This is a genomic window from Vicinamibacteria bacterium (assembly GCA_035620555.1).
GTDB lineage: Bacteria > Acidobacteriota > Vicinamibacteria > Marinacidobacterales > SMYC01 > DASPGQ01.
Window position 1 is genome coordinate 1 of sequence record DASPGQ010000396.1, and the last position, 19,607, is coordinate 19,607.

Annotated in this window: 19 protein-coding genes and 1 pseudogene; 12 read left to right on the plus strand and 8 right to left on the minus strand. The window is 62.1% G+C overall.

Going from position 1 to position 19,607, the window contains the following annotated elements; translation table 11 throughout:
• The 5 genes from VEK15_16045 to VEK15_16065 form a co-directional block, all read left to right on the plus strand.
• A partial coding sequence (locus VEK15_16045; protein ID HXV62213.1) for an ABC transporter permease occupies positions 1 to 996 on the plus strand: 996 nt, incomplete at its 5' end.
• Positions 997 to 1,136: 140 nt separating this feature from the next.
• Positions 1,137 to 3,098, plus strand: a complete 1,962-nt coding sequence (locus VEK15_16050; protein ID HXV62214.1) for a serine/threonine protein kinase — start codon at positions 1,137 to 1,139, stop codon at positions 3,096 to 3,098.
• Positions 3,099 to 3,102: 4 nt separating this feature from the next.
• Positions 3,103 to 4,851, plus strand: coding sequence for an adenylate/guanylate cyclase domain-containing protein (locus VEK15_16055; protein ID HXV62215.1), 1,749 nt, complete (start codon positions 3,103 to 3,105; stop codon positions 4,849 to 4,851).
• 61 nt (positions 4,852 to 4,912) lie between these two features.
• Positions 4,913 to 6,442, plus strand: a complete 1,530-nt coding sequence (locus VEK15_16060) for a DUF4388 domain-containing protein (protein ID HXV62216.1) — start codon at positions 4,913 to 4,915, stop codon at positions 6,440 to 6,442.
• Between the two features lie 159 nt (positions 6,443 to 6,601).
• Positions 6,602 to 7,018, plus strand: coding sequence for a VOC family protein (locus tag VEK15_16065; protein ID HXV62217.1), 417 nt, complete (start codon positions 6,602 to 6,604; stop codon positions 7,016 to 7,018).
• A 9-nt stretch (positions 7,019 to 7,027) separates the two neighbouring features.
• Here VEK15_16065 and VEK15_16070 read toward each other — a convergent pair whose 3' ends face one another.
• The 8 genes from VEK15_16070 to VEK15_16105 all read right to left on the minus strand — a co-directional run bounded on the left by VEK15_16070 (position 7,028) and on the right by VEK15_16105 (position 13,082).
• A complete protein-coding gene (locus tag VEK15_16070) occupies positions 7,028 to 7,693 on the minus strand; it encodes a hypothetical protein (protein ID HXV62218.1) in 666 nt (221 codons plus the stop codon).
• A 96-nt stretch (positions 7,694 to 7,789) separates the two neighbouring features.
• On the minus strand, positions 7,790 to 8,221 hold the full coding sequence (locus VEK15_16075; GenBank protein HXV62219.1) for a single-stranded DNA-binding protein: 432 nt from the start codon (positions 8,219 to 8,221) through the stop codon (positions 7,790 to 7,792).
• Between the two features lie 51 nt (positions 8,222 to 8,272).
• Positions 8,273 to 9,112 carry a tol-pal system protein YbgF gene (gene ybgF, locus VEK15_16080; GenBank protein ID HXV62220.1) on the minus strand — a complete coding sequence of 280 codons (840 nt, stop codon included), beginning with the start codon at positions 9,110 to 9,112 and terminating at the stop codon, positions 8,273 to 8,275.
• On the minus strand, positions 9,109 to 9,696 hold the full coding sequence (locus VEK15_16085; protein ID HXV62221.1) for an OmpA family protein: 588 nt from the start codon (positions 9,694 to 9,696) through the stop codon (positions 9,109 to 9,111). Before VEK15_16085 ends, ybgF begins: the two co-directional genes overlap by 4 nt.
• Positions 9,697 to 9,730: 34 nt before the next feature.
• Complete coding sequence (gene tolB / locus VEK15_16090; GenBank protein ID HXV62222.1) at positions 9,731 to 11,104, minus strand: Tol-Pal system beta propeller repeat protein TolB; 1,374 nt, start codon at positions 11,102 to 11,104, stop codon at positions 9,731 to 9,733.
• 7 nt (positions 11,105 to 11,111) lie between these two features.
• Complete coding sequence (locus VEK15_16095) at positions 11,112 to 11,873, minus strand: energy transducer TonB (GenBank protein ID HXV62223.1); 762 nt, start codon at positions 11,871 to 11,873, stop codon at positions 11,112 to 11,114.
• Positions 11,870 to 12,367, minus strand: coding sequence for a biopolymer transporter ExbD (locus tag VEK15_16100; GenBank protein ID HXV62224.1), 498 nt, complete (start codon positions 12,365 to 12,367; stop codon positions 11,870 to 11,872). The genes VEK15_16095 and VEK15_16100 overlap by 4 nt, the downstream gene beginning before the upstream one ends.
• Before the next feature lie 4 nt (positions 12,368 to 12,371).
• Positions 12,372 to 13,082: a MotA/TolQ/ExbB proton channel family protein gene (locus VEK15_16105; protein ID HXV62225.1), complete on the minus strand. Its 711-nt coding sequence runs from the start codon at positions 13,080 to 13,082 to the stop codon at positions 12,372 to 12,374.
• Positions 13,083 to 13,234: 152 nt separating this feature from the next.
• Between VEK15_16105 and recN the strand changes: the two genes are divergently transcribed.
• The 7 genes and pseudogenes from recN (at position 13,235) to VEK15_16140 (ending at position 19,527) form a co-directional block, all read left to right on the plus strand.
• Positions 13,235 to 14,917, plus strand: a complete 1,683-nt coding sequence (gene recN / locus VEK15_16110; protein ID HXV62226.1) for a DNA repair protein RecN — start codon at positions 13,235 to 13,237, stop codon at positions 14,915 to 14,917.
• Positions 14,910 to 16,247, plus strand: a complete 1,338-nt coding sequence (gene miaB, locus VEK15_16115; protein HXV62227.1) for a tRNA (N6-isopentenyl adenosine(37)-C2)-methylthiotransferase MiaB — start codon at positions 14,910 to 14,912, stop codon at positions 16,245 to 16,247. Before recN ends, miaB begins: the two co-directional genes overlap by 8 nt.
• A 107-nt stretch (positions 16,248 to 16,354) precedes the next feature.
• Entirely contained in the window at positions 16,355 to 16,840 is a 486-nt protein-coding gene (locus tag VEK15_16120; protein ID HXV62228.1) for a bifunctional nuclease family protein, read from the plus strand.
• A 120-nt stretch (positions 16,841 to 16,960) separates the two neighbouring features.
• Positions 16,961 to 17,722 (plus strand): ParA family protein, encoded by a 762-nt coding sequence (locus VEK15_16125; GenBank protein ID HXV62229.1) that lies wholly within the window; start codon positions 16,961 to 16,963, stop codon positions 17,720 to 17,722.
• Positions 17,723 to 17,732: 10 nt separating this feature from the next.
• Positions 17,733 to 18,545: a ParB/RepB/Spo0J family partition protein gene (locus tag VEK15_16130; GenBank protein HXV62230.1), complete on the plus strand. Its 813-nt coding sequence runs from the start codon at positions 17,733 to 17,735 to the stop codon at positions 18,543 to 18,545.
• Between the two features lie 248 nt (positions 18,546 to 18,793).
• A complete protein-coding gene (locus VEK15_16135) occupies positions 18,794 to 19,105 on the plus strand; it encodes a helix-turn-helix transcriptional regulator (GenBank protein HXV62231.1) in 312 nt (103 codons plus the stop codon).
• Positions 19,106 to 19,374: 269 nt separating this feature from the next.
• Positions 19,375 to 19,527, plus strand: a pseudogene (locus VEK15_16140) (redoxin domain-containing protein).
• Positions 19,528 to 19,607 lie beyond the last annotated feature (80 nt).

Sequence of the window (19,607 nt, forward strand, 5' to 3'; positions counted from 1 at the left end):
ATCGGCCGTTTCTATGAGACCGTGATCGACGACCTCGCGGCATTGCCGGGCGTCGAGCGCGTTGCCGCCGCGAGCGGGTTTCTCGGAGGCACCTTGTCGGGCGCGTCACCGTTCACGATCGAGGGTCGAGCGGTGGACAAGAACGACATCGAGGCCGCGTTCATCGCCTCCGTGAGCCCGGGTTACTTTTCGACCGCCGGCATCCCGCTTCTCCAGGGCCGAGACTTCGATAGCGGCGACGACGAGGACGGCGCTCGGGTCGTCATCGTCAATCGAACGATGGCGGAGAAGTATTGGCCCGGGGTGAGCCCTGTCGGCCGACGCATGGCCTACGGCACGAATCCCGACACCGAAACCGAGTGGATGACCGTCGTCGGCGTGGTCGGTGACGTCCGGCAGCTGGGACCCGATCGCGGCATTCGTCCGAAGACGTTTCTCCCTCTTCGCCAAAATCCCACCCGTTTCATGACGGTTCTGTTTCGCTCGCCGCTTTCGCCCGAGTCGCTCTTTCCCGCCATGAGGGAGGCTATCTGGCAGCGCGACGATCGGATCCCGGTGGCGGGCGTCGAAACGGTCGCGTCGATCCTCGATGAGCGTCTGGCGGGGCGCCGGCACAACACGTTCGTGCTCGGTCTGTTCGCGGGAGCGGCCGTCTTTCTCGCCGCCATCGGCGTCTACGGCGTTCTCGCCTACTCCGTTTCACAGCGCTCGCAAGAGCTCGGTGTTCGCATGGCGTTCGGAGCGAGAGCGTGGGACGTTGCGATGCTCGTCTGGAAAGACGGCGCCGCGCTTCTCGCAATCGGGCTCGTGATCGGAGGGCTCGGGCTTTTCCCGCTGAAGCGACTCCTCGCCGGCCTCCTGTTCGGGGTCGGACCGTTCGACCCCCTTGCGTTGATGGCGTCGAGCGTGCTTCTTGCGTTGTGCGCTTTCGTCGCGTGCGCGGTGCCCGCACTTCGCGCGGCCACGACCGATCCGGTCCGCGCGCTCAGAGAATGAGTGGCGCTGTCCCTAGGGGAGTTGGATCGAAACCGCGCCATGGGTTTCGTTGCAAAGTTTCGCGCGATCTTGCGAGACAATATGAAGAAGCTGTGGTGGCCGGTAGACGACGGGTCCCGCCACGGCATTGAGCAAGAAAGATGAAAGACTCTTCGAGCGAACCCATCGACGAGACGGTCGTTCAGGACGACGCTCAGCGCGCCGATTCGAAGGATCGCAGCGAAGCCCCTCTGAATCCCGAAGCGCCAGGCTACGCGGTCGAAAGGCGCCTTGGCTCGGGCTCTTACGGCGAGGTCTGGCTCGCCACGCACGAGAACACCGGCCGAAAGGTCGCCATCAAGTTCTTCTCCCGCTACAAGGGTCTCGATTGGCCGCTGCTCAAGAGAGAAGTGGAAAAGCTCGTCGAAGTGCTGAGCGAACGGCGCGTCGTGCATCTGCTGCAGGTCGGCTGGGACGCCGACCCGCCGTACTACGTCATGGAGTACCTTCCCGGAGGCTCGCTCGCCGAACGGCTAGCGGGAAGCGCGCTTTCGATTCGAGAAGCCGTCGACGTCTTCCGCGAGGTCGCCGAAGCGCTCGTTTACCTGCATGGAAAGGCCATCCTTCACTGCGATCTGAAACCCGCGAACGTGCTGCTCGACGACCGCAACCAGATACGTCTCGCCGACTTCGGCCAGGCCCGGCTCAGCAGTGAGACCGGTCCGGCCTTGGGGACGCTCTTTTATATGGCGCCGGAACAGACCGAACATGGCGCCCGGCCCGACGTGCGCTCCGACATCTATTCCCTGGGTGCTCTGGTCTTTACCATGCTGACGGGCAAGCCACCTTACTCGACGGAAACGGCGAGTGACGAGCTGGCGAGCAGCCGCTCCACCCGCGAACGTATCGAGAGATACCGGAGGCTCATCGCGGAATCGCCGGCCCCGTCGAGCCATCATCACATCGAAGGAGCGGATCGGACTCTCGTCGAGATCGTCGATCGCTGCCTGAAGAAGGATCCCGAGGAGCGTTTTCAGAACGTTCCTCAGGTGCTGGAGGCTCTCGATTCACGGGAACGGCAAAAGACTCGCAAACCCCTGGTCGTCCTCGGTGTCCTGGGGCCCCTCGCGCTCCTCGTCGCCCTCGCGGGTGTCGGCGTGTGGGCGCGCTATCAGGCCGCCTCCCGCGCGACCGAAGCGCTGACCGCGCAAACGCTCGCGAGCGCCTCGGGCTACGTCGAGCTCATTGGCGCGGTCGTCGATCAGAATTTGTCCGCGGTGCAACGAAGGGTGGAGAGAGAATCCGAGCAGCCGGAGCTCCGAAAGCTCCTGAGCGAACGGGCGAGCGAAGTCGCCTTGCAGCGCTACATCGAGGGGCTGTACGACGATTATCGCGAACGCTACTTTCACAACTGGGTGCTTGCCGACGAAAACGCCGTGGTCGTCGCCCGGGCGCCGTTCGATGAGCGCGTCGTGGGCGCGCGCTACGCCTATCGCGAATGGTTTACCGGGGTCGAGGACGTCGACCCGGAGCGCGCCGATCCGATCGCGAGGCCGAGAAGGACGACGGGCATCACGCTCGCCTTCGAGAGCACGGCGGCGGGGAATCCAATTCTCGTCAGCGTATCGAGCCCGGTGCTTTCGGAAGGCGGGACGATCGGGGTACTGGCCGCCACCTTGCACCTCGATACCTTCAACCAATGGCTGGCGGATGCCGAGGGCCCTCCGAACGAGACGGGCTGCCCCACGCGTTTCGCCGTTCTGCTCAATCGCGGCCAGCTCGTCCGACATCCTTGTCCCGACGAGGACTCGCCGAGACTTCCCTTGGCTCGACAAGCCTATTTCGAGACACCCGTCGTGCGACGGCTCATGGATGCCGGGCGCGTGGAGGACTATCGGGATCCTCTTCGGCCCGGCCGGGGCTTTTTCGCCGCCAGTCTGCGGTTGGGCAGTAACGCGGACTGGGCCGCCATTGTGCAGCACGACAGGACAGCCGCTCTGTCGCCGCTGACGGAGCTGGTGTCCGAGTTCACGACTCTGGGTAGGATCGCGGCGGGATTCGGGCTTCTGCTGGTGATGACGCTCTGGGCGCTTCTCTTCCGCCTGACGCGCACACGGTTCTAGCGCGATGCCGAAGCTCGTCGCCCGCAGCCCGGCCAACGAGGAGGCCTCCTTCCATCTCCGAGTCGATCGGCTGATCCGGTTGGGTAGACAACCGACGGGCGGAGAATCGATCGATCCGTTCACCATCGCCTGGGAAGCGAGCCTTTCCCGAAACCACGCCGATCTCCGCTGGGCTGAAGGTGAGCTCGAGGTTTCGCGCATGAGCGGCAGCAAGAATCCTATCTTCTTCAAGGGCACGGCGCGGGAGCGTTTCTCGATGGGCCTCGGTGAGCATTTCGTCATCGGGACGACGACGTTTTCGCTGATCGAAGACCGGGTCGATGTGGGGCACGAGGACCCGACTCCGCTCGAGACCGTGGGCTTTACCATGGCGGAGATCAAGAGCACGCGTTACCGCGACGCGGACGAACGGATCGCGGTCCTTGCGTCGATTCCCGAGGTCTTGAGGCGAGCATCGAGCGACGAGGATCTGTTCTCTCGGCTCGTACTGCTCCTGCTCGAAGGGATCGCGGCGGCGCAGGCCGTCGGTATCGTCCGGGTCGTACCCGATACCGAAGCCATCGAGATCTTCCACTGGGACACGCGCAAGGCGGGTCCGGAGCTCAAACCCAGCCGCCGGCTCATCCTGGAGGCGATCAGGGATCGGCGGCAGAGTGTGAGGAGCCTCTGGGGAGGGAACGCCGACAAGAGCTCCGCTTACACGATGACCGATGCGATCGACTGGGCGTATTGTACGCCGGTGCCCGGGGCTGCCTGCGAAGGTTGGGGCATTTACGTCGTGGGAACCGCCGGGGACACGGGATTCGATCTGCGTCCCGACGTCAAGTTCACCGAGCTGGTCGCCGATCTTCTCGGGGCGATGCGCGATTTCCAGTCCCTGGAGCGGCAGCAGACCGCTCTCGGCCGGTTCTTCTCACCGGTGACGCTTCCCATTCTCGCAAGCCCCGAAGGGGAGAAGGCCCTCGAACCTCGGCAGACCGAGGTGACGGTGCTCTTTTGCGATCTCCGCGGCTTCAGCCGCGAGGCCGAGCGGTCGCGGGACGATCTCATGGGGCTCCTGCACCGTGTGAGCCGCGCGCTCGATGTGATGACGAAGTGCATCCATTCGCACCGGGGCGTCATCGGAGATTTCCAGGGCGACGCCGCGCTCGCGTTTTGGGGCTGGCCGCTCGACGACGAGACCGACGCCCTCGAGGCCTGCCGCGCCGCGGTCGAGATCCGGCAACGGTTTGCCAACGCGGCGGAGCGGAAAGGGGATCCCCTATCGGGATTCCGCTGCGGGATCGGGATCGCGACCGGTGACGCCGTGGCCGGGCGGCTGGGCACCGCGGGTCAATTCAAGATCGACGTCTTCGGCCCCGTCGTGAACCTGGCGTCACGCCTCGAGGGGTTCACGAAGACGCTTCGCGTGCCGATACTCGTGGACGAACGTACGGTCGAGCGGGTCTCCGAGGGGGACGTGCGTTTCCGCCGTCTGGTTCGCGTCACGCCCTACGGGATGGACCGTCCCGTCATGGTGAGCGAGCTTCTGCCGAAAGGTGAAGAACCGAATGTGCTGAACGAAGCGAGCGTGCGGCAATACGAGAAGGCGCTCGATGCATTCGTCGAGGGGCGGTGGGACGAGTCGTTCACGCTGCTGCACGAAGTTCCACCGTGGGACCATGGAAAGGATTTCCTGACCTCCTACATCCTCAAATTCCAGCGGCAGCCTCCACCTGGCTGGGACGGAGTCATCGCGCTCACAAGCAAATAGCAGCGCCAAAACGTGGCTTGACGCACGGGGCACCAATACGGCAGGATCCACCTCCCCAACCATGAGAACGGCAGTCGCGAGTCCGCTCACCGAAGTACTGCTGAATGCCGGCTCCCGGGGCGAATCAGGCGGGCTCGCGTTTTCCAACGGCACGACCACGAAGCGGGTTTACTTCAGGAACGGCAATGTAGTCTTCGCGAGCTCCGATGTAGCCGAGGAGCGGCTGGGAGAACGGCTCGTCCGCGCCGGCAAGCTGACGCGTGCCGAGCTCGATTATGCGTGCCGGCTCCGCGCGAGCTCCAATATTCGCCTCGGAGCCACGCTGGTAAAGATGGGCTACCTGACCGCGGACGATCTCGATCGCCGCGTGCGGCAACAAGTGACCTCGATCGTGCACTCCCTTCTGGAGTGGCCTTCGGGAACGTACCGCGTGGAGCCAGAGCTCGCGCCCCTCGATTCCGATCTGGAGCGAGGAGACCTGTCCACGCGGAAGCTCCTTCTTGAGGGAGTGCGGCGGGTCAGCGACGCGAACCGGGTGCGTGAGCTTCTCGGGGATCTGGATTCGGTGGTCCCCCAGACCGATGCGGCCAGGGGAGTGGACCCTGCTCTCGAGCTCACGCCCGAGGAGGGCTTCGTGTTGTCCCGGGTGGACGGGGAGAGCTCCGTCGCGGAGATCGCGAATCTGTCCCCGCTCGGTGAGGACCAAACCCTGAGATGCATTTATGCGCTATTCGTCGCCGGTCTTCTCGAGATCGATTGGAACGTTCGGCCTGCTGAAGACCGCGAACCGCCGGCGCCGGCGCCTCCACCGGAGCCGAGCCTCCCGCCGGAGCTCGTTCGTTTCCGTGACGAGATGATAGCCAAACACCAGCACTCGAAAGAAGCAACCCACTACGAGCTCCTGGAGGTATCGGCGCAAGCGAGCAAGGACGAGATCAAAGCGAAATACTTCACTCTGGCGAAGAAGCTTCACCCGGATCACCGCACGAGTCTGAATCTCGACGACCCCGAGGGGGCGCTGGACGACCTTTATCTGCGGGTGAAGGAAGCCTACGAAGTACTGTCCAATGACGGCGAGCGCAGGCGATACGACTTCTCGCTACAGCAAAGAGCGGGAATCGGGCGGGGACCGTCTCGAAAGAACGAAGAAAGGAATATCGCCAAGGCTACCTACGACCCTCTCGAGGCGGCGATTCTGCATTACGCGAACGGGGAGCGGTTCTTCCACCAGCAGCGCTTCCACGAGGCGATCGAGGAGCTGAAGAACGCGGTCCGTCTCGACGACTCCCGGGCCGACTATCATCGCCTGCTCGCTCGTGCCCTCGCGAGAAACCCGAAATGGAAAAAACAAGCGGAAGAGCACTTCCAGCTGGCGCTCCGGCTGAACAAGCTCGACCCGCTGACCTACGTCGATCTCGGCGAGCTCTACGAGTCGTCGGGACTGACGACCCGGGCGCGCAAGATGTACGAGAACGCCGTCAGTCTGGATCCCGACAACCAGCGCGCCCACGAGCGACTCCGTGCCCTCCGCGGAGAGACTTCGACAGGCGGCAAGCTCTGGTCGCGGCTACGCGGAAAGTTGCGTCCCTGACCGGGCGCGTTGAAGTCGTACTCTCTGCCTTCCCCGTCTCCGAGGAAATCGAGGCATCGGCTTCTGGACCGATGATTCTCTCCCTCGGGAACCGTCCAAGTGTTGAGAGACAGAATTCCCCCGATTTTTGGGGGGGCGGATGGCAAGGAGCAGAACGATATGAGCAAGATGAGCTCGGTGGTCCATTTCGAAATGCCGGCGGACGACAGAGACCGCATGGCGAATTTCTACGGCAAGGCGTTCGGCTGGAAGACCGAGATGCTCGGTCCCGAGATGGGGGAATACGTTCTCGTCACGACGACCGAGTCCGACGAGAACGGCCCCAGGAAGCCGGGCGCCATCAACGGCGGCTTTTACCCGAGAAGACCGGACTGGCCGGCTCAGCACCCGTCGGTGGTAATCGCGGTCGACGACGTACAGAAATCGATCGAGAAGGTGACCGAGGCCGGCGGCGAAGTGCTCGGTGAGCCAATGGCGATCCCGGGTGTCGGTCTCTACGTTTCTTTTCTCGACACCGAAGGTAACCGTGTGAGCATGCTGCAGCCCGATGCGCGAATGGAAGTTCGGCCAAGATAAGGCGCCCTGCTACGTATCGGAGTAGCCCCTGAGCCGCTTCAAGTAGGGGTCCAGGAGCGCCGTGATTTGCTCGGCGTCGTCGAAATACAGGCCCGAGATCAGGAAGTAGACGACCCGGTTTCCTTCGCGTGCCACGAAGACGTTTCCGAAAGGCTGCCCCTCGGTGGTCAAAAGACCGAATCGAGACTCGTCGCCCCAGCGGAAGAGGTCGTTTCTCTCGTCGATGGTGACGTCGGACGTCCCGAATGCGAAGAAGGCGACGCGTGTGCCGCTCCAGTAGGAGACGTAGGTCCGGCCGGCATCGGTTTGACTCGGCTCGAAAGTCAGCGTGTAAGAGAGATAGGGGGCGTTCTCGTCGTCGGGTACGTCGTAGGTGTAGTCGAGCTCGTAGGATCTGTCGAGGTAGCGCGTCTTGGTCAGCGTTTCCCGCGCGAAGTCGGGAACGTAGTCGACCATCCAGTCCGAGAGGTGATCGATGTCGAGGACGAGAGCCTCCTCCTCCGCCGTGGGTGCGAGCACTTCGCCCGTCATGTTGAAAAACAGCCCGAGGGCCACGACAAGAGCCAGAGAGGCGATGATGGTCAGTGGAATCAGAAAGGTCAGCCACAACCACACACGGCGTGGCTCGCGAGTCGGGGGACGGGCTTCGAGATAGGAGGTATGTGTTGCGCGCATGGGCCTCCTCGAGGCTTCGATTCCGTTTTTCTGGGACCCTTCTATTGTAGAAAACGGAAGCCGATTCGGAAAGCCCGTTACCGGAATATTGCTCGCTCAGAACGGGACGTCGCTATCGGTCGCTTCGAATGGCTCGCTCTTGAACTCCGATACGTCGGGAGGCGGCCCCGAGTCTCGGGGCGGACGGTCGCCGCCGCCGCGGCCGCCGAGCATCACCATCTGATCGACGCGGATCTCGGTCGTATAGCGCTTGTTGCCGTCCTTGTCCTCCCAGGAGCGCGTCTGCAGCCGGCCCTCCAGATAGACCTGCTGGCCCTTGGTGAGATATTCCTTGGCGATCTCCGCAAGCTTTCCCCAGGCGACGACCCGGTGCCATTCGGTTCGATCCTGGCGCTGACCCTGCTGGTCGTTCCAGGATTCCGTCGTGGCGACGTTCAAGTTGGCGACCGGGGTTCCGTCGCGGGTATAGCGAACCTCCGGATCCCTTCCCAGGTTCCCGACCAGAATAACTTTATTGACCCCTCGCATGAATCCTCCCGGGTACTGAGTATCAATCGATTTTCACGGCTTCAACACGACCTACTGAGGCCTGGGGATTGTCGTCCTCATGAGTGCCTCCAGCCTTCTTCGCGCTACCCGCTCCTGGGGCGAGCGCGGGAACTGACTGATGACGAGCTCGTAGTTGGTCAGCGCCTCCGACATCCGGTTCATCTGCTCCAGCGTCATGGCCTTCTTCAGATAAGCGTCCGGCAGTTTGTTCGAATCGGGGTATTTCCGGATGATGGTATCGAACGCCTCGATCGCTCGTTCGAACTGGTTCTGGTTGAGATAGCACTCCCCGGTCCAGTAATGGGCGTTGTCGGCCAGCTCGCCACTGCGGTCGAGCTCGAGAACTTCCTTGAACCCGGAGATCGCGAGCGGGTAGCGCCCCTGCGTATAGTCGATGCGAGCCTGGTTGTAGATGTCGGTGATGCTCGGTACCGCTGCGGCGACGGCCGGAGGCGGCGATTCTTCGGCCGCTTCCACCTCGCCGGCACCCGCTTCCCCGCTACCCACGTCGACCGGGGGAACAACCAAGGGTTGTTGGCTCGCCCGAATCGAGGCGATTTCCTGACCCAGGTTTCCGAGTCGCGAGTTGGTCTCGTCCACCCGCTCGGAAAGTACGGAGAGATCCCGCTGGATGCTCTCGAGTGTTAGCCGAGAGTCGGCGATCGTCTTTCGCTCGGCGCTTTCCCGCTCATCCGCCTGAGCCTGTAGCGTTTTCATGGCTGCTTCGAGAGCCGCTTGTGACGTCTGAAGCTCCGCGAGCAGCGCCCGGATCTGCCTCAATTCGGAGAGAATGATGTCTTCCTTCTTCTGGGCGGAAGCCACGGAGGCAGCGCCGGTGAGGGCGATGGCAATCAAACACGTCTTCGTCATTTTCCCGTAAGCTCGAAGTGAGCGCGGCGATTGCGTCCCCAGGCCGCCTCGTCGTGCCCGGGGTCGAGGGGAAACTCCTTCCCGTAACTGATCGTCTTCAGCCGCCCTGAGTTGATGCCGAGGCTGACGAGGTAACCGAATACGGCACTCGCCCGCCGCTCTCCCAGGGCCAGATTGTACTCGACCGTGCCCCGTTCGTCACAATGGCCTTCGATGAGCAGGGTGACGTTGGGATAACGCGTCGAGAGCCATTCGGCATGTCGATCGAGAGTCGCCCGCGCCGCGTCGCTGAGGACCGCGCTGTCGTACTCGAACCGGACATCCTCGAGCGGGGAATTCTCGTTGATCTGTTCCAGCGTTCGTCCGTGGATGTTGTCGGGATCGTCGAGGGAGAGGAGAGAATCGTCGGAGGCCCCTTCGTCGATTCGGTTGACGTCGCTCGGCGTTGTCACCGGCCGCGGAGCCGTGGTCGAGCGAGGTGGTCCCGACGTCGTTGCCGGAGGCCGGTCCGATTTGCCGCCGCACCCTGCCATCCAACCAAGCGCCAGGAGGGCCGCGAGCGACACGAGTGCTCTCATTTTCATTCGCATCGTTCCTCCGTTCGGGCGCGCTCGAGCCTCATGAGTCCTGCCCCGCGATGGGCCCCCAGTTCGGCGTGGTGTTGTTGCCGTCTCGGGTGAGCTGCCGCAAATTGCTTCCGTCGCGGTTCATGGTAAACACCTGGCTGCTGCCCGTTCTCGTGGTCGTGAATACCAGATGGAGCCCGTTGGGAGACCACTCCGGGCTCTCGTTGCTTCCCCGGCCGGTCGTGAGCTGCCGGATCTGATTCGTCTGAAAGTCGTAGACGACGATGTCGAACGGCCCGCGCTCGATCCGCGATGCGAAGGCGATCTCGCTGTACTCGCGCGAGGGGGACCAGCTCGGACCATCGTTGTAGCTGCCCTGGTAAGAGATTCGCCGCAAATTCAATCCCTCGGTGTCCATCGCATAGATTTGGGGTGCGCCGGTGCGATCCGAGGTGAAGGCGATCTCGGTTCCGGTCGGCGACCAGCACGGCGACGTATCGATCTGCGGGTGATGCGTGAGGCGCCGAACGTTGCCTCCATCGGCGTTCGCGATATAGATCTCGGAGTTTCCGTCGCGGGTCGAGGTGAAAGCGATCTGCTTGCCATCGGGAGACCAGGCGGGGGAGAACGTCATTCCTTCACCGGTCGCGATGGTGTCGCCCCGCCCCTCGTAGAGGAACGCGCGAAAGAGCGATGGGGTGCCCGTGCGGTAGGAGATGTAGGCGAGCGCCTGCCCGTCGGGTGACCACGTGGGTGTCAAGTTCAACGAACGGTTCGCGGTGATCGGCTTCTGGCCGAAGCCGTCGTAGTCCATGATGTAGATCTCTTTGCTGTTCTCACCGCGACGATCGCTCGCGAAAGCGAGCTTCGTTTGATTGATTCCGCGATAGTTCCCGGCTTGAAGCAGGATGTCGTCGGCGATGCGGTGCGCCATCCGGCGCGACGCGGTCAGCGGCCCTTCGTACCTCTTGCCGAAGACCATCTCCTGAGCGAGGATCGCGTAGATTCTCACTTCGGAGATCAGCCGACCCTCCCGTGCTTCGACGACTCCCCGGACGAGGATGTCGGCGCCGATGGACTCCCATTGGTAGAAATCAGGTTTCCTCGGATCGGAAGACGCCTGGGCGATCGAGTAGTTCCGTTTGGGAACGAGACGATAGACGGAAGCGAAGTCCATGTCGTTCCAAACGACCTCGGTGATCGTCTTGCCCGGCTCGGTGGCATCGCTCGTGAGAATCTCGAAATCGGGAATGGCCATGGCGACGGATCGCCCCGGCCGTTCGAGGTTGAGGAACCAATCCCCGCTCGAAGGCTGGGCGAGCGTTTGCTCCTGAAACCCCGCGCTCGAGTGAACCGATCCCGAGAGATAGGCCGCGGCGAAAGCAATCGCGGAGACGATGGTGAACGCTTTGAACAAGTGTTTCATGGTGTTCTCATGGTTGATCCGTATAGGTGAAACGAAGATGGACGCCGACCTGATCCCTCGGGTAGGAGTTGGGCAGGGGAGGGAGCGGCTCGGAAAGCACGACGGCACGCAGGGAGGATCGGTCCAGGATCGACACCCCGCTCGACGTTTCGACCTCGGCGTCGAGCACGCTCCCATCCCTCGCGATCGTGAACCGAATGACGACGACGGCCGTGCCGCGGACGGCGGTGCGCTGCCAGTGCTGGTGGATCTTCGCGAGCATCTGGCGAACGTAATAGGCGTACTCGAAGTCCTGGTCGAACGCGGAGCCTCCCCCGGTGCCACCGAGGCCGAGGCCCGGAGGACCCGCGGTTCTCAGCTGGGCCGATTCCGCGCTCGCCGCGTCCTGGCCGCGAAGTCCGGAATCCTGAGCCGGTTTGCGATCGGGTGAGCGTCGCACGGGCGCATCCGGAAGAGGGAGCTCCTCGCGTTGCTCTACCGTCGGTCGCACCACTTTCGGCTCGGGCTCGGGCTCCGGCTCGGGCTCGGGCGTCTTCGGCGCGGGAGGCTCTGGAGTTTCCTTTGGCGGCCCGCCGCCCATTCCCGGATTCGGCCCGGAATCGCCCAGGCTCACGTTGATGAACGTACCGACGGGAACGGGAAGCTCTCCCCGCGTCGGTTGAAAGCTCGCCGCCACCCCGGCGAGAACGAGAACGGAAAGGTGTGCCACGAGCGACCAGCCGAGCATTCTCTTGAAACCGTCGTTGGAGGAGCTGGTTCTCGGTCTCATCGTGCGCCACGCTCTTCCGGGTAGACGTAGGCGAGGCCAACGGTGTCGATGCCCGCCCGTTTCATGATGTCCATCACCCGAATGATTTCCCTGTATTGTAGCGTTTCGTCCGCTCTGAGGTAGGCGAGACGAAGGCCTTCGACCTCCACCCGCATCTTGAGCTGTTCTTCCAGAAGATCGACGTTGACCGCACGGTCATTGATGAAGGTGCGCCCCTGGGCGTCGAGCGAGACCACGGTGCGCTCGGCGGCATCGGGCTGCCGCATCGTCGCCGACGGCAGGCTGACGTCCATGGCGCGCATCAGCATCGGGGCCGTGATCATGAAGATGATCAGGAGCACCAGCATCACGTCGACGAACGGCGTGACGTTGATCTCGGAGAGGGCCCCGTTCGTCCCTTGCCCGCCGCGGCGGGCCGTGAGGATCGATGTTGCCGAGCCCCCGATGGACGGACTCCGGCTCGTACCCTCTCTGCCAGAAGTGCCTCCGCCCATCGGCTCAGGTGAAGTTTCGCTCGATGACGCTCAGATACTCGAGCGCGAAATCGTCCATCTGGATCGAGAGCCGCTTCACCCAGGTCAAGTAATAGTTGTAGAAGATGACCGCGGGGATGGCCGCGGCGAGCCCGGCGGCCGTCGCGATGAGCGCTTCGCTGACGCCCGGAGCCACGACGCTGATGTTGGCCGACTGCACGGCTCCGATGCGCTGGAACGCGTTCATGATGCCCCAGACCGTCCCGAACAGTCCGATGAACGGCGTCGAGCTTCCCGTCGTCGCCAGAAACGTGAGTCTGCGCTCGAGCTTGATCACTTCCGCGTTCGTGGCCCGCACGAGCGAGCGGGCGACGCTCTCGAGATTCTGAATCCGTGGCTCTCGTTGTTCTCGGCCGCCTTTGGGCTTGAGCTGATAGTTGAGCTCGTTGTATCCGGAGAGAAACAGACCGACCAGAGGACTCATCCGGAGCTGGTGGCAGACGGCGTGCACCTCGGAGAACTTCTTGCTGCGCCGGAAGATCTCCAGAAAAGCGTCCGAATGCGATTCCGCGCGGCGAAGCGACGTCCACTTGCTGAAAATGATCGCCCACGAGACGAGAGAGAAAATGAACAGGATTACCAGAACGGCAATCGAGACCGGCCCCGAGTGGGCCACGAGCGCGAACGGATCGAGGGTCGGGGCGGTCTGGATCGAGGTCGTACCGATATCCTGCAAGTGCCGAGCGCTCGCTGTCCTGCGAACAGGACAAGAATTAACTGCTATACAAGATAATGTTAGCCGCGGCCACGCTACCACGAGAACTTGGGGTGTGTCAACGAATTCGGTTTGTACCCGCGTGAAACAAGTCGGTGTGGTATACGTGATCCGTGCTCCGGTGGATTCGGGTCCAGAACGTGGCCGTCATCGAACGCCTGGAGATCGATTTCGAGCCGGGGCTGAACCTCCTCACGGGTGAAACCGGCGCGGGAAAGTCCATCCTCATCGACGCCCTCGGGCTCGTTCTCGGCTCGCGGGCAACGAGCGACATCATTCGTACCGGCTCGGATCGAGCCATCGTCGAGGCTTCGTTCGAGGTGACGTCGGTGCCCGAGGCTCTCCGGTGCCGGCTCGACGACGCCGGGGTCGAAGTGGACGACGAGGTCGTCGTCCGTCGGGAGCTCACGGCCACTGGCCGCGGAAAGATTGCGGTCAACGGCGTGGCGGCGCCCCGGCAGCTCCTCCGCGACCTCGCCCCGTTTCTTGCCGATATTCATGGACAGGGGGAAAACTCGAGCCTGCTGACACCGGGCGCGGGGCTGGAGCTTCTCGACCGGTTCGGCGGCATGGAGGTTCTCGCCGAGAGCGTTCGCGAGAGCTCCCGCGAGGTAAAGCGGCTCGAGGAAGAGATCGAGGACAGCGAGCGTTCGGCCAAGGAGCGTGAGCTGCGGCGACGCGAGCTCGTGCACGAGCTTTCCGAGCTCGATGGGGCGCTGCTCCGCGGTGACGAAGACGAGGAGCTCGCCGCGGAAAGGAAGCTCGTGTCCCACGCCGAGAAGCTCAAGACGTTCGCTGACGAAGTCTATGCCGATCTCTATGACGAAGAGGGGGCCGCGATCCCGCGACTCGCTCGAGTCTGGAGCCGCGTGGAGTCGCTGGGAGAGATCGACCCACGATGGAAGCCGTACTCGGCCGAGCGGGCAGCGATCATGAGTCAGCTCGAAGACCTTGCCTTCTACGCCCGCGACTATGCTCAGGAGATCGACGTGACGCCGGGCCGGCTCGATGAGATCGAGGCCCGTCTGTCCATTCTGGAACGCATCAAGAGAAAGTATGGTGGAGATCTGGCCTCGGCCATCTCGCGGCGCGACTCCGCGCGCGCGGAGCTCGAGGCGATCGACTCGTCCGACGATCGGCGCGATCAGATTGTCGAGAAGCTCGAGCGCGCACGCGCTCGTTACCGCGAGATGGCGAAAGAGCTGGCCCGCATGCGTCGCAACGCCGCGAAAGAGCTCGAGCGTGCCGTCATGAAGGAGCTTCCGAGCCTGGCGTTGCCCAAAGCGCGCTTCGTGCTCGAGCTTCAGACAGACGAGACTTCATGGAGCGAGACCGGGCTCGACCGAGTGGAGATGCTCTTTTCCGGCAATGCGGGTGAGGAGCCACGACCGTTGGCACGGACGGCGTCTGGGGGAGAGCTCTCCCGGTTCATGCTGGCCCTGAAATCCGTCGCGGCCAAAGACGCCTCGAGCAAAACGCTCGTGTTCGACGAAGTGGACGCCGGCATTGGCGGACGAGTGGCGGATGCGGTGGGGGAGAAGCTCCTGGAGCTGTCCGCCACCCATCAGGTCATCTGCGTCACGCATCTTCCGCAGATCGCGAGCTTCGCTCCCGCGCATTACCGGATTGCTAAGATAGAACGAAAGGGCAGGACCGAGACCGAAGTCACGCGACTCGACATGGATGGTAGAGTCGGCGAGCTTGCCCGGATGATGGCGGGTGCCGTCGTAACCGAGAGCGCCCGGGAGCACGCGAGACAGCTGTTGAACCGGAAGAAGGCAAACGTTCGTGTTTGAGCCGAGCGGCAAGTTCTTCGTCGAGACCTGGGGCTGCCAGATGAACGTGCACGACAGCGAGAAGCTGTCGGGAAGCCTCAGGGGTCTCGGTCTGGAGCCGACGCCGACGGAAAACGACGCCGATGTCGTCATTCTGAACACGTGCAGCGTTCGAGAAAAGGCCCAGGAGAAGGTCTTTCATCGCCTGCGGAATCTCAGCCGGATGAAAAAGCGACGTTCCGTCGTCGTGGGAGTGACCGGCTGCGTCGCTCAGCAGGAAGGCGCGGCCATCTTCGAGCGTGCGCCCGAGGTCGACTTCGTTCTCGGCACCCAGAGCCTGGTTCAGCTTCCCGAGGTGCTGGCGACGGTTATCGGAAAGAGCGAGAAGGTCGTCGAGGTCGGAAGGCACCCCGAGAATCTCGACATCACTCCCGATCAGATCGAGCGCGTGGCGGGAGTCAAAGCCTTCGTCACCATCATGGAAGGCTGCGATAACTTCTGCACTTTCTGCATCGTTCCGTTCACCCGCGGTCGCGAGCGGTGTCGACCCGTCGACCACATCGTTCGCGAAGCGCGCGCGCTGGCCGATGCCGGGTTCCGCGAGGTGCAGCTTCTGGGGCAGAACGTCAACTCCTACCGCGATCCCGGGGACGGGCGTGCGTTCGAGGCGTTGATCGACGCGGTTCACGAGGTCGAGGGTCTCTGGCGCATTCGTTTCACGAGCCCTCATCCGAAAGACTTCGGGGAGCCGCTGATGCGCCGATTCAGGGACCTGCCCAAACTGTGCCCCCACATGCATCTTCCGGTGCAGTCCGGATCGACACCCGTTCTCGAGCGGATGAATCGCGGCTACACGCGGGCGGAGTTCCTGGAAAAGATCGACCGTTCTCGAGCGCTGGTTCCCGATCTGGCTTTGTCGACGGACCTCATCGTGGGATTCCCGGGAGAGACCGATGACGAGTTCGACCAGACGCTCACGCTCGTCGACACGGTCGCCTTCGACAGCATCTATTCATTCAAGTACTCCGAGCGTCCGTACACGTTCGCCTCTCGAGAACAACCCGATGACGTACCCGACGAGGTCAAGAGCGAGCGTCTTTCGGTGCTTCAGGAACATCAGAGACGGATTCAGCTCCGCAAGAACGGAGCACTCGTCGGCAGGACCGTAGAAGTCCTCGTGGAAGGGGAGAGCAAGAAAGATTCTCGCGCCCTCTCGGGACGAAGTGCGGACAATCGAGTCGTGAATTTTCTCGGAGAACGTAGCCTGGTTGGAAAACTGACTTCAGTTTCCATTACTCATGCCGGGCCGAACAGTCTGTTTGGTGAATCGACCACCGATATGCGATTCTGACTGTGTGTGAGAGCGATGGCAAAAAAACCACTAAATACATTGACAACGTCGGACCGCACCCCTATATTTGGTGTCGGTCGTTGTCGGGTGTGAAAAGGGGTCCTTCCATGGAAATCGAGATGACCATCAAGGGTTTGATGATCGATCCCATCACCAACATGCCGATTGTCATTCTGAAGGACAAGGAGGGCGATCGGGTACTGCCGATCTGGGTCGGTGTGTTCGAGGCGAACGCGATCGCGCTTCAAATCGAGAACATCCCGACGCCGCGACCGATGACGCACGACCTGCTCAAGAACATCCTGAGTGAGATTCGCGCGAACGTCCAGAGAATCGTCGTGAGCGATCTGCGCGACAACACGTTCTACGCGATGATCTACCTCGATCGGGCCGGCGAGACCATCGCCATCGACGCACGCCCGAGCGACGCGATCGCTCTGGCGCTTCGCACCAAATCGCCCATTTATGTCGAGGATTCGGTCGTCGAGAACGCGAAGGGACTCGATCTCACGAAGGAAACGACGGACTCCGAAAGACTGCAGAAGTGGTTGGAAGGCCTCAATCCAGACGATCTCGGCAAGTACAAGATGTAGTCGAGGCGACTCGGTTCGCCTGGCCGCATCACCTCTCGGGCAAGACCTCCCTCGTTATCGATTTTCGATTCATTGATCTCGTTACTTGCGACGGGAAGTCGCAGGCGGAGTAGAACTGTCTTGGCTATCGTCATAACTATCGCAAATCAGAAGGGCGGCGTGGGTAAGACCACGACGGCCATCAACCTCGCGGCGGCGCTCGCTGCCAAGAGGAAGAAAACCCTCCTCGTCGATATGGATCCTCAAGGGAATTCGACGATCTCGTTTCTGGACGACGTGAGAATCGAGGGCTCGGTCTACGATGCGCTCGTCGACTCGAGCGTGAGCATGAAGGACATCTCGTATCCGACCGCTCTGCCCGATCTCGTGCTCGTGCCCTCGCGGATCTCCCTCGCGAAGTTGGAGAGCAAGCTCATTGGAGAGTTCGACGGTCACTTTCGGCTGAGAGACCGGCTCGAGGCGGTTCGGTCGTTATACGACTTCATCATCATCGACACGCCGCCGACACTCGGACTCATCACCGTCAATGCACTGGTGGCGGCGACCCACCTCCTGATCCCGATTCAGTCCTCCTACTACGCGCTCGAGGGCACGGATGATCTGCTGGAGACCCTCGACAAAGTAAAATCGCGTCCCAACCCGGAGCTTCAAGTGCTCGGCGTATTGATCACCCTTCATGACAAGCGAACGACCCTCTCGCGAGACGTGGCCGAGAAGATTCAGGAATCGTTTGGCGACAAGGTCTTCAAAACAATCATCAGCAAGAGTATCCGTCTCGAAGAAAGCCCGGCATACAAGGAGTCCATATTCAGCTTCGCCCCGCATTCGAGCGGGGCGTTCGAGTATTACAGCCTTTCCGAAGAGGTGATGGCACGTGTCTAAGAGAGCAGGATTGCCCAGCACGATCAAGCTGCGAAACGATGCGCATTTCGTGGAGGAGCTCGACTCCCGTCGTTGGGCAACGATCGGAAGAATGATCCCGATCGAGGAAATCGATCCCAACCCCAATCAGCCGCGCCAGCAAATGGGGGATCTTTCGGAGCTGACGGCGTCGATTCGAGAGAAGGGGATTCTCGAGCCCCTGATCGTGCGCGGCTACCAGGGGCATTATCAGATCATCTCGGGAGAGCGACGCTACCAGGCGGCGCTTCAAGCAGGCCTTACGGAGTTGCCCTGCGTCCTCAGGGACGTCGACGACCAGGAAACGATCGAGCTCGCACTCGTTGAGAACATCCAGAGAAAAGACCTCACCCCATTCGAAGAGGCCGAGGCTTTTGGGATGCTCGTGAATCAGCATGGTTATACTCATGAGGCTCTCGCTTCCCGGATCGGAAAATCCCGAACGAGCGTCACCGAATCGCTGAGCCTGAACTCGATGCCCGAAGACATCAAGAATCTTTGTCGGCTCGCCGACATAGCCTCTAAGTCGTTGCTATTGCAGGTAGTTAGGCAAGAAAGCCCTCAAAAAATGGCGGCGCTCGTCGAGAAGATCTCTGCCGGCGCGCTCAACCGCGATCAAGCGCGTCGCAGCGCGCGCAAACCTCAACGAGGTCGGCCGAGGAACTTCGTGTTTCGATATGGCGAGCGTGGCACTCCCTTTCGCCTCCAGATGACGTTTCGAAGAAGCGAGGTCGAGCGAGGCGAAGTGATCGAGGCACTCAGGAATCTTCTGGCCGAGCTCGAAGCGGGCGACGGGCCTCTGTAATTTCCACAGGGGTTCGGTTTTCTAGCAGTTAGCCTGTGGAATTCTTGTTGACATACTGTTGCCAAACTGATAGCGTCCGCGCTGCGTCACTTGGGGTTGTGGCCATAAGTCGTTCATCCCTCGACATCTGGCCCAGCGAACCGAAACAATAGCTCGAGCCGAGCGCCGCTCCGGCAAAAAACCCAGAATGTATCTCGATTTGGGGAAGGAGGCTCCCAATGGCCTATCGAGGTAGATCTCTCAGAACAATGCGCGAGTCCAAACAAATTCAACTACGTCACATAGCCAACGAAACCCGGATTGGCATGGCCTACCTCGAAGATCTGGAGATGGAGCGATTCGATCGGTTCCCCGGCAAGTTCTATTTCAGGAGCTTCTCTAGAGCCTACGCCAGGTCTCTGGGGCTCGATCCCAACGAGGTCTCGACCGATTTGTCCGTGGCCTACGAGGAGTGGTCGGGCGAAAGGACCGCGCCGGCGAACGGCACGGCCGCGCACGCCGACGAGGACGGAATTCTGCACCGCCTCGGTGGGATCATCCGTCGGGTTCAAGAGGTCTAACAGGCTGACAAAAAAGTACAGCCCAGCCTGCCGAGCGGTGGCCATGACTTCTGCCGTTCGACTTCGCCTAGGCTTCGTCGGAACCGCGCCGAAGCCCGAGGGGCGTAGGCGGGCGAGATCGGCGCGAAGCGCCGGAAAGGCCGAGCCGTGGCGGCCGGGCGATCGCGGGTCCCGCCACGGCACTGAGCACTAGAAAGTAAGCCCCGCGCCACAGTCGTCTGCGTGGCGTGTGTTATATTGCCGGTGTGGCCGCGCGCAGCACCCTCCTCATGTTTTTCTCTCTTGTTCTTGGCGCAGGCATCTCGTTCGGTCGCGTAGAAATCGGTCAGCCGGCACCCGATTTCGAGCTCAAGGACGCGAAAGGGAACACCTACCGGCTTTCCGACTATCGGGGCGAGAAGGCCGTCGTGCTGGAGTTTTTTCGAAGCGGTGACTGGTGACCGTATTGCAAAAAGCAGCTCGGCGAGCTGCAGAAGGCCCGCGCCGCGATCGAGTCCGAGGG

Excerpts from the sequence above, each read along its gene's own strand:
- VEK15_16050 (HXV62214.1), top strand. The coding sequence starts at position 1,137 with ATGAAAGACTCTTCGAGCGAACCCATCGACGAGACGGTCGTTCAGGAC.
- VEK15_16055 (HXV62215.1), top strand. The coding sequence starts at position 3,103 with ATGCCGAAGCTCGTCGCCCGCAGCCCGGCCAACGAGGAGGCCTCCTTC.
- VEK15_16060 (HXV62216.1), top strand. The coding sequence starts at position 4,913 with ATGAGAACGGCAGTCGCGAGTCCGCTCACCGAAGTACTGCTGAATGCC.
- VEK15_16065 (HXV62217.1), top strand. The coding sequence starts at position 6,602 with ATGAGCAAGATGAGCTCGGTGGTCCATTTCGAAATGCCGGCGGACGAC.
- VEK15_16070 (HXV62218.1), bottom strand. The coding sequence starts at position 7,693 with ATGCGCGCAACACATACCTCCTATCTCGAAGCCCGTCCCCCGACTCGC.
- VEK15_16075 (HXV62219.1), bottom strand. The coding sequence starts at position 8,221 with ATGCGAGGGGTCAATAAAGTTATTCTGGTCGGGAACCTGGGAAGGGAT.
- ybgF (HXV62220.1), bottom strand. The coding sequence starts at position 9,112 with ATGACGAAGACGTGTTTGATTGCCATCGCCCTCACCGGCGCTGCCTCC.
- VEK15_16085 (HXV62221.1), bottom strand. The coding sequence starts at position 9,696 with ATGAAAATGAGAGCACTCGTGTCGCTCGCGGCCCTCCTGGCGCTTGGT.
- tolB (HXV62222.1), bottom strand. The coding sequence starts at position 11,104 with ATGAAACACTTGTTCAAAGCGTTCACCATCGTCTCCGCGATTGCTTTC.
- VEK15_16095 (HXV62223.1), bottom strand. The coding sequence starts at position 11,873 with ATGAGACCGAGAACCAGCTCCTCCAACGACGGTTTCAAGAGAATGCTC.
- VEK15_16100 (HXV62224.1), bottom strand. The coding sequence starts at position 12,367 with ATGGGCGGAGGCACTTCTGGCAGAGAGGGTACGAGCCGGAGTCCGTCC.
- VEK15_16120 (HXV62228.1), top strand. The coding sequence starts at position 16,355 with ATGGAAATCGAGATGACCATCAAGGGTTTGATGATCGATCCCATCACC.
- VEK15_16135 (HXV62231.1), top strand. The coding sequence starts at position 18,794 with ATGCGCGAGTCCAAACAAATTCAACTACGTCACATAGCCAACGAAACC.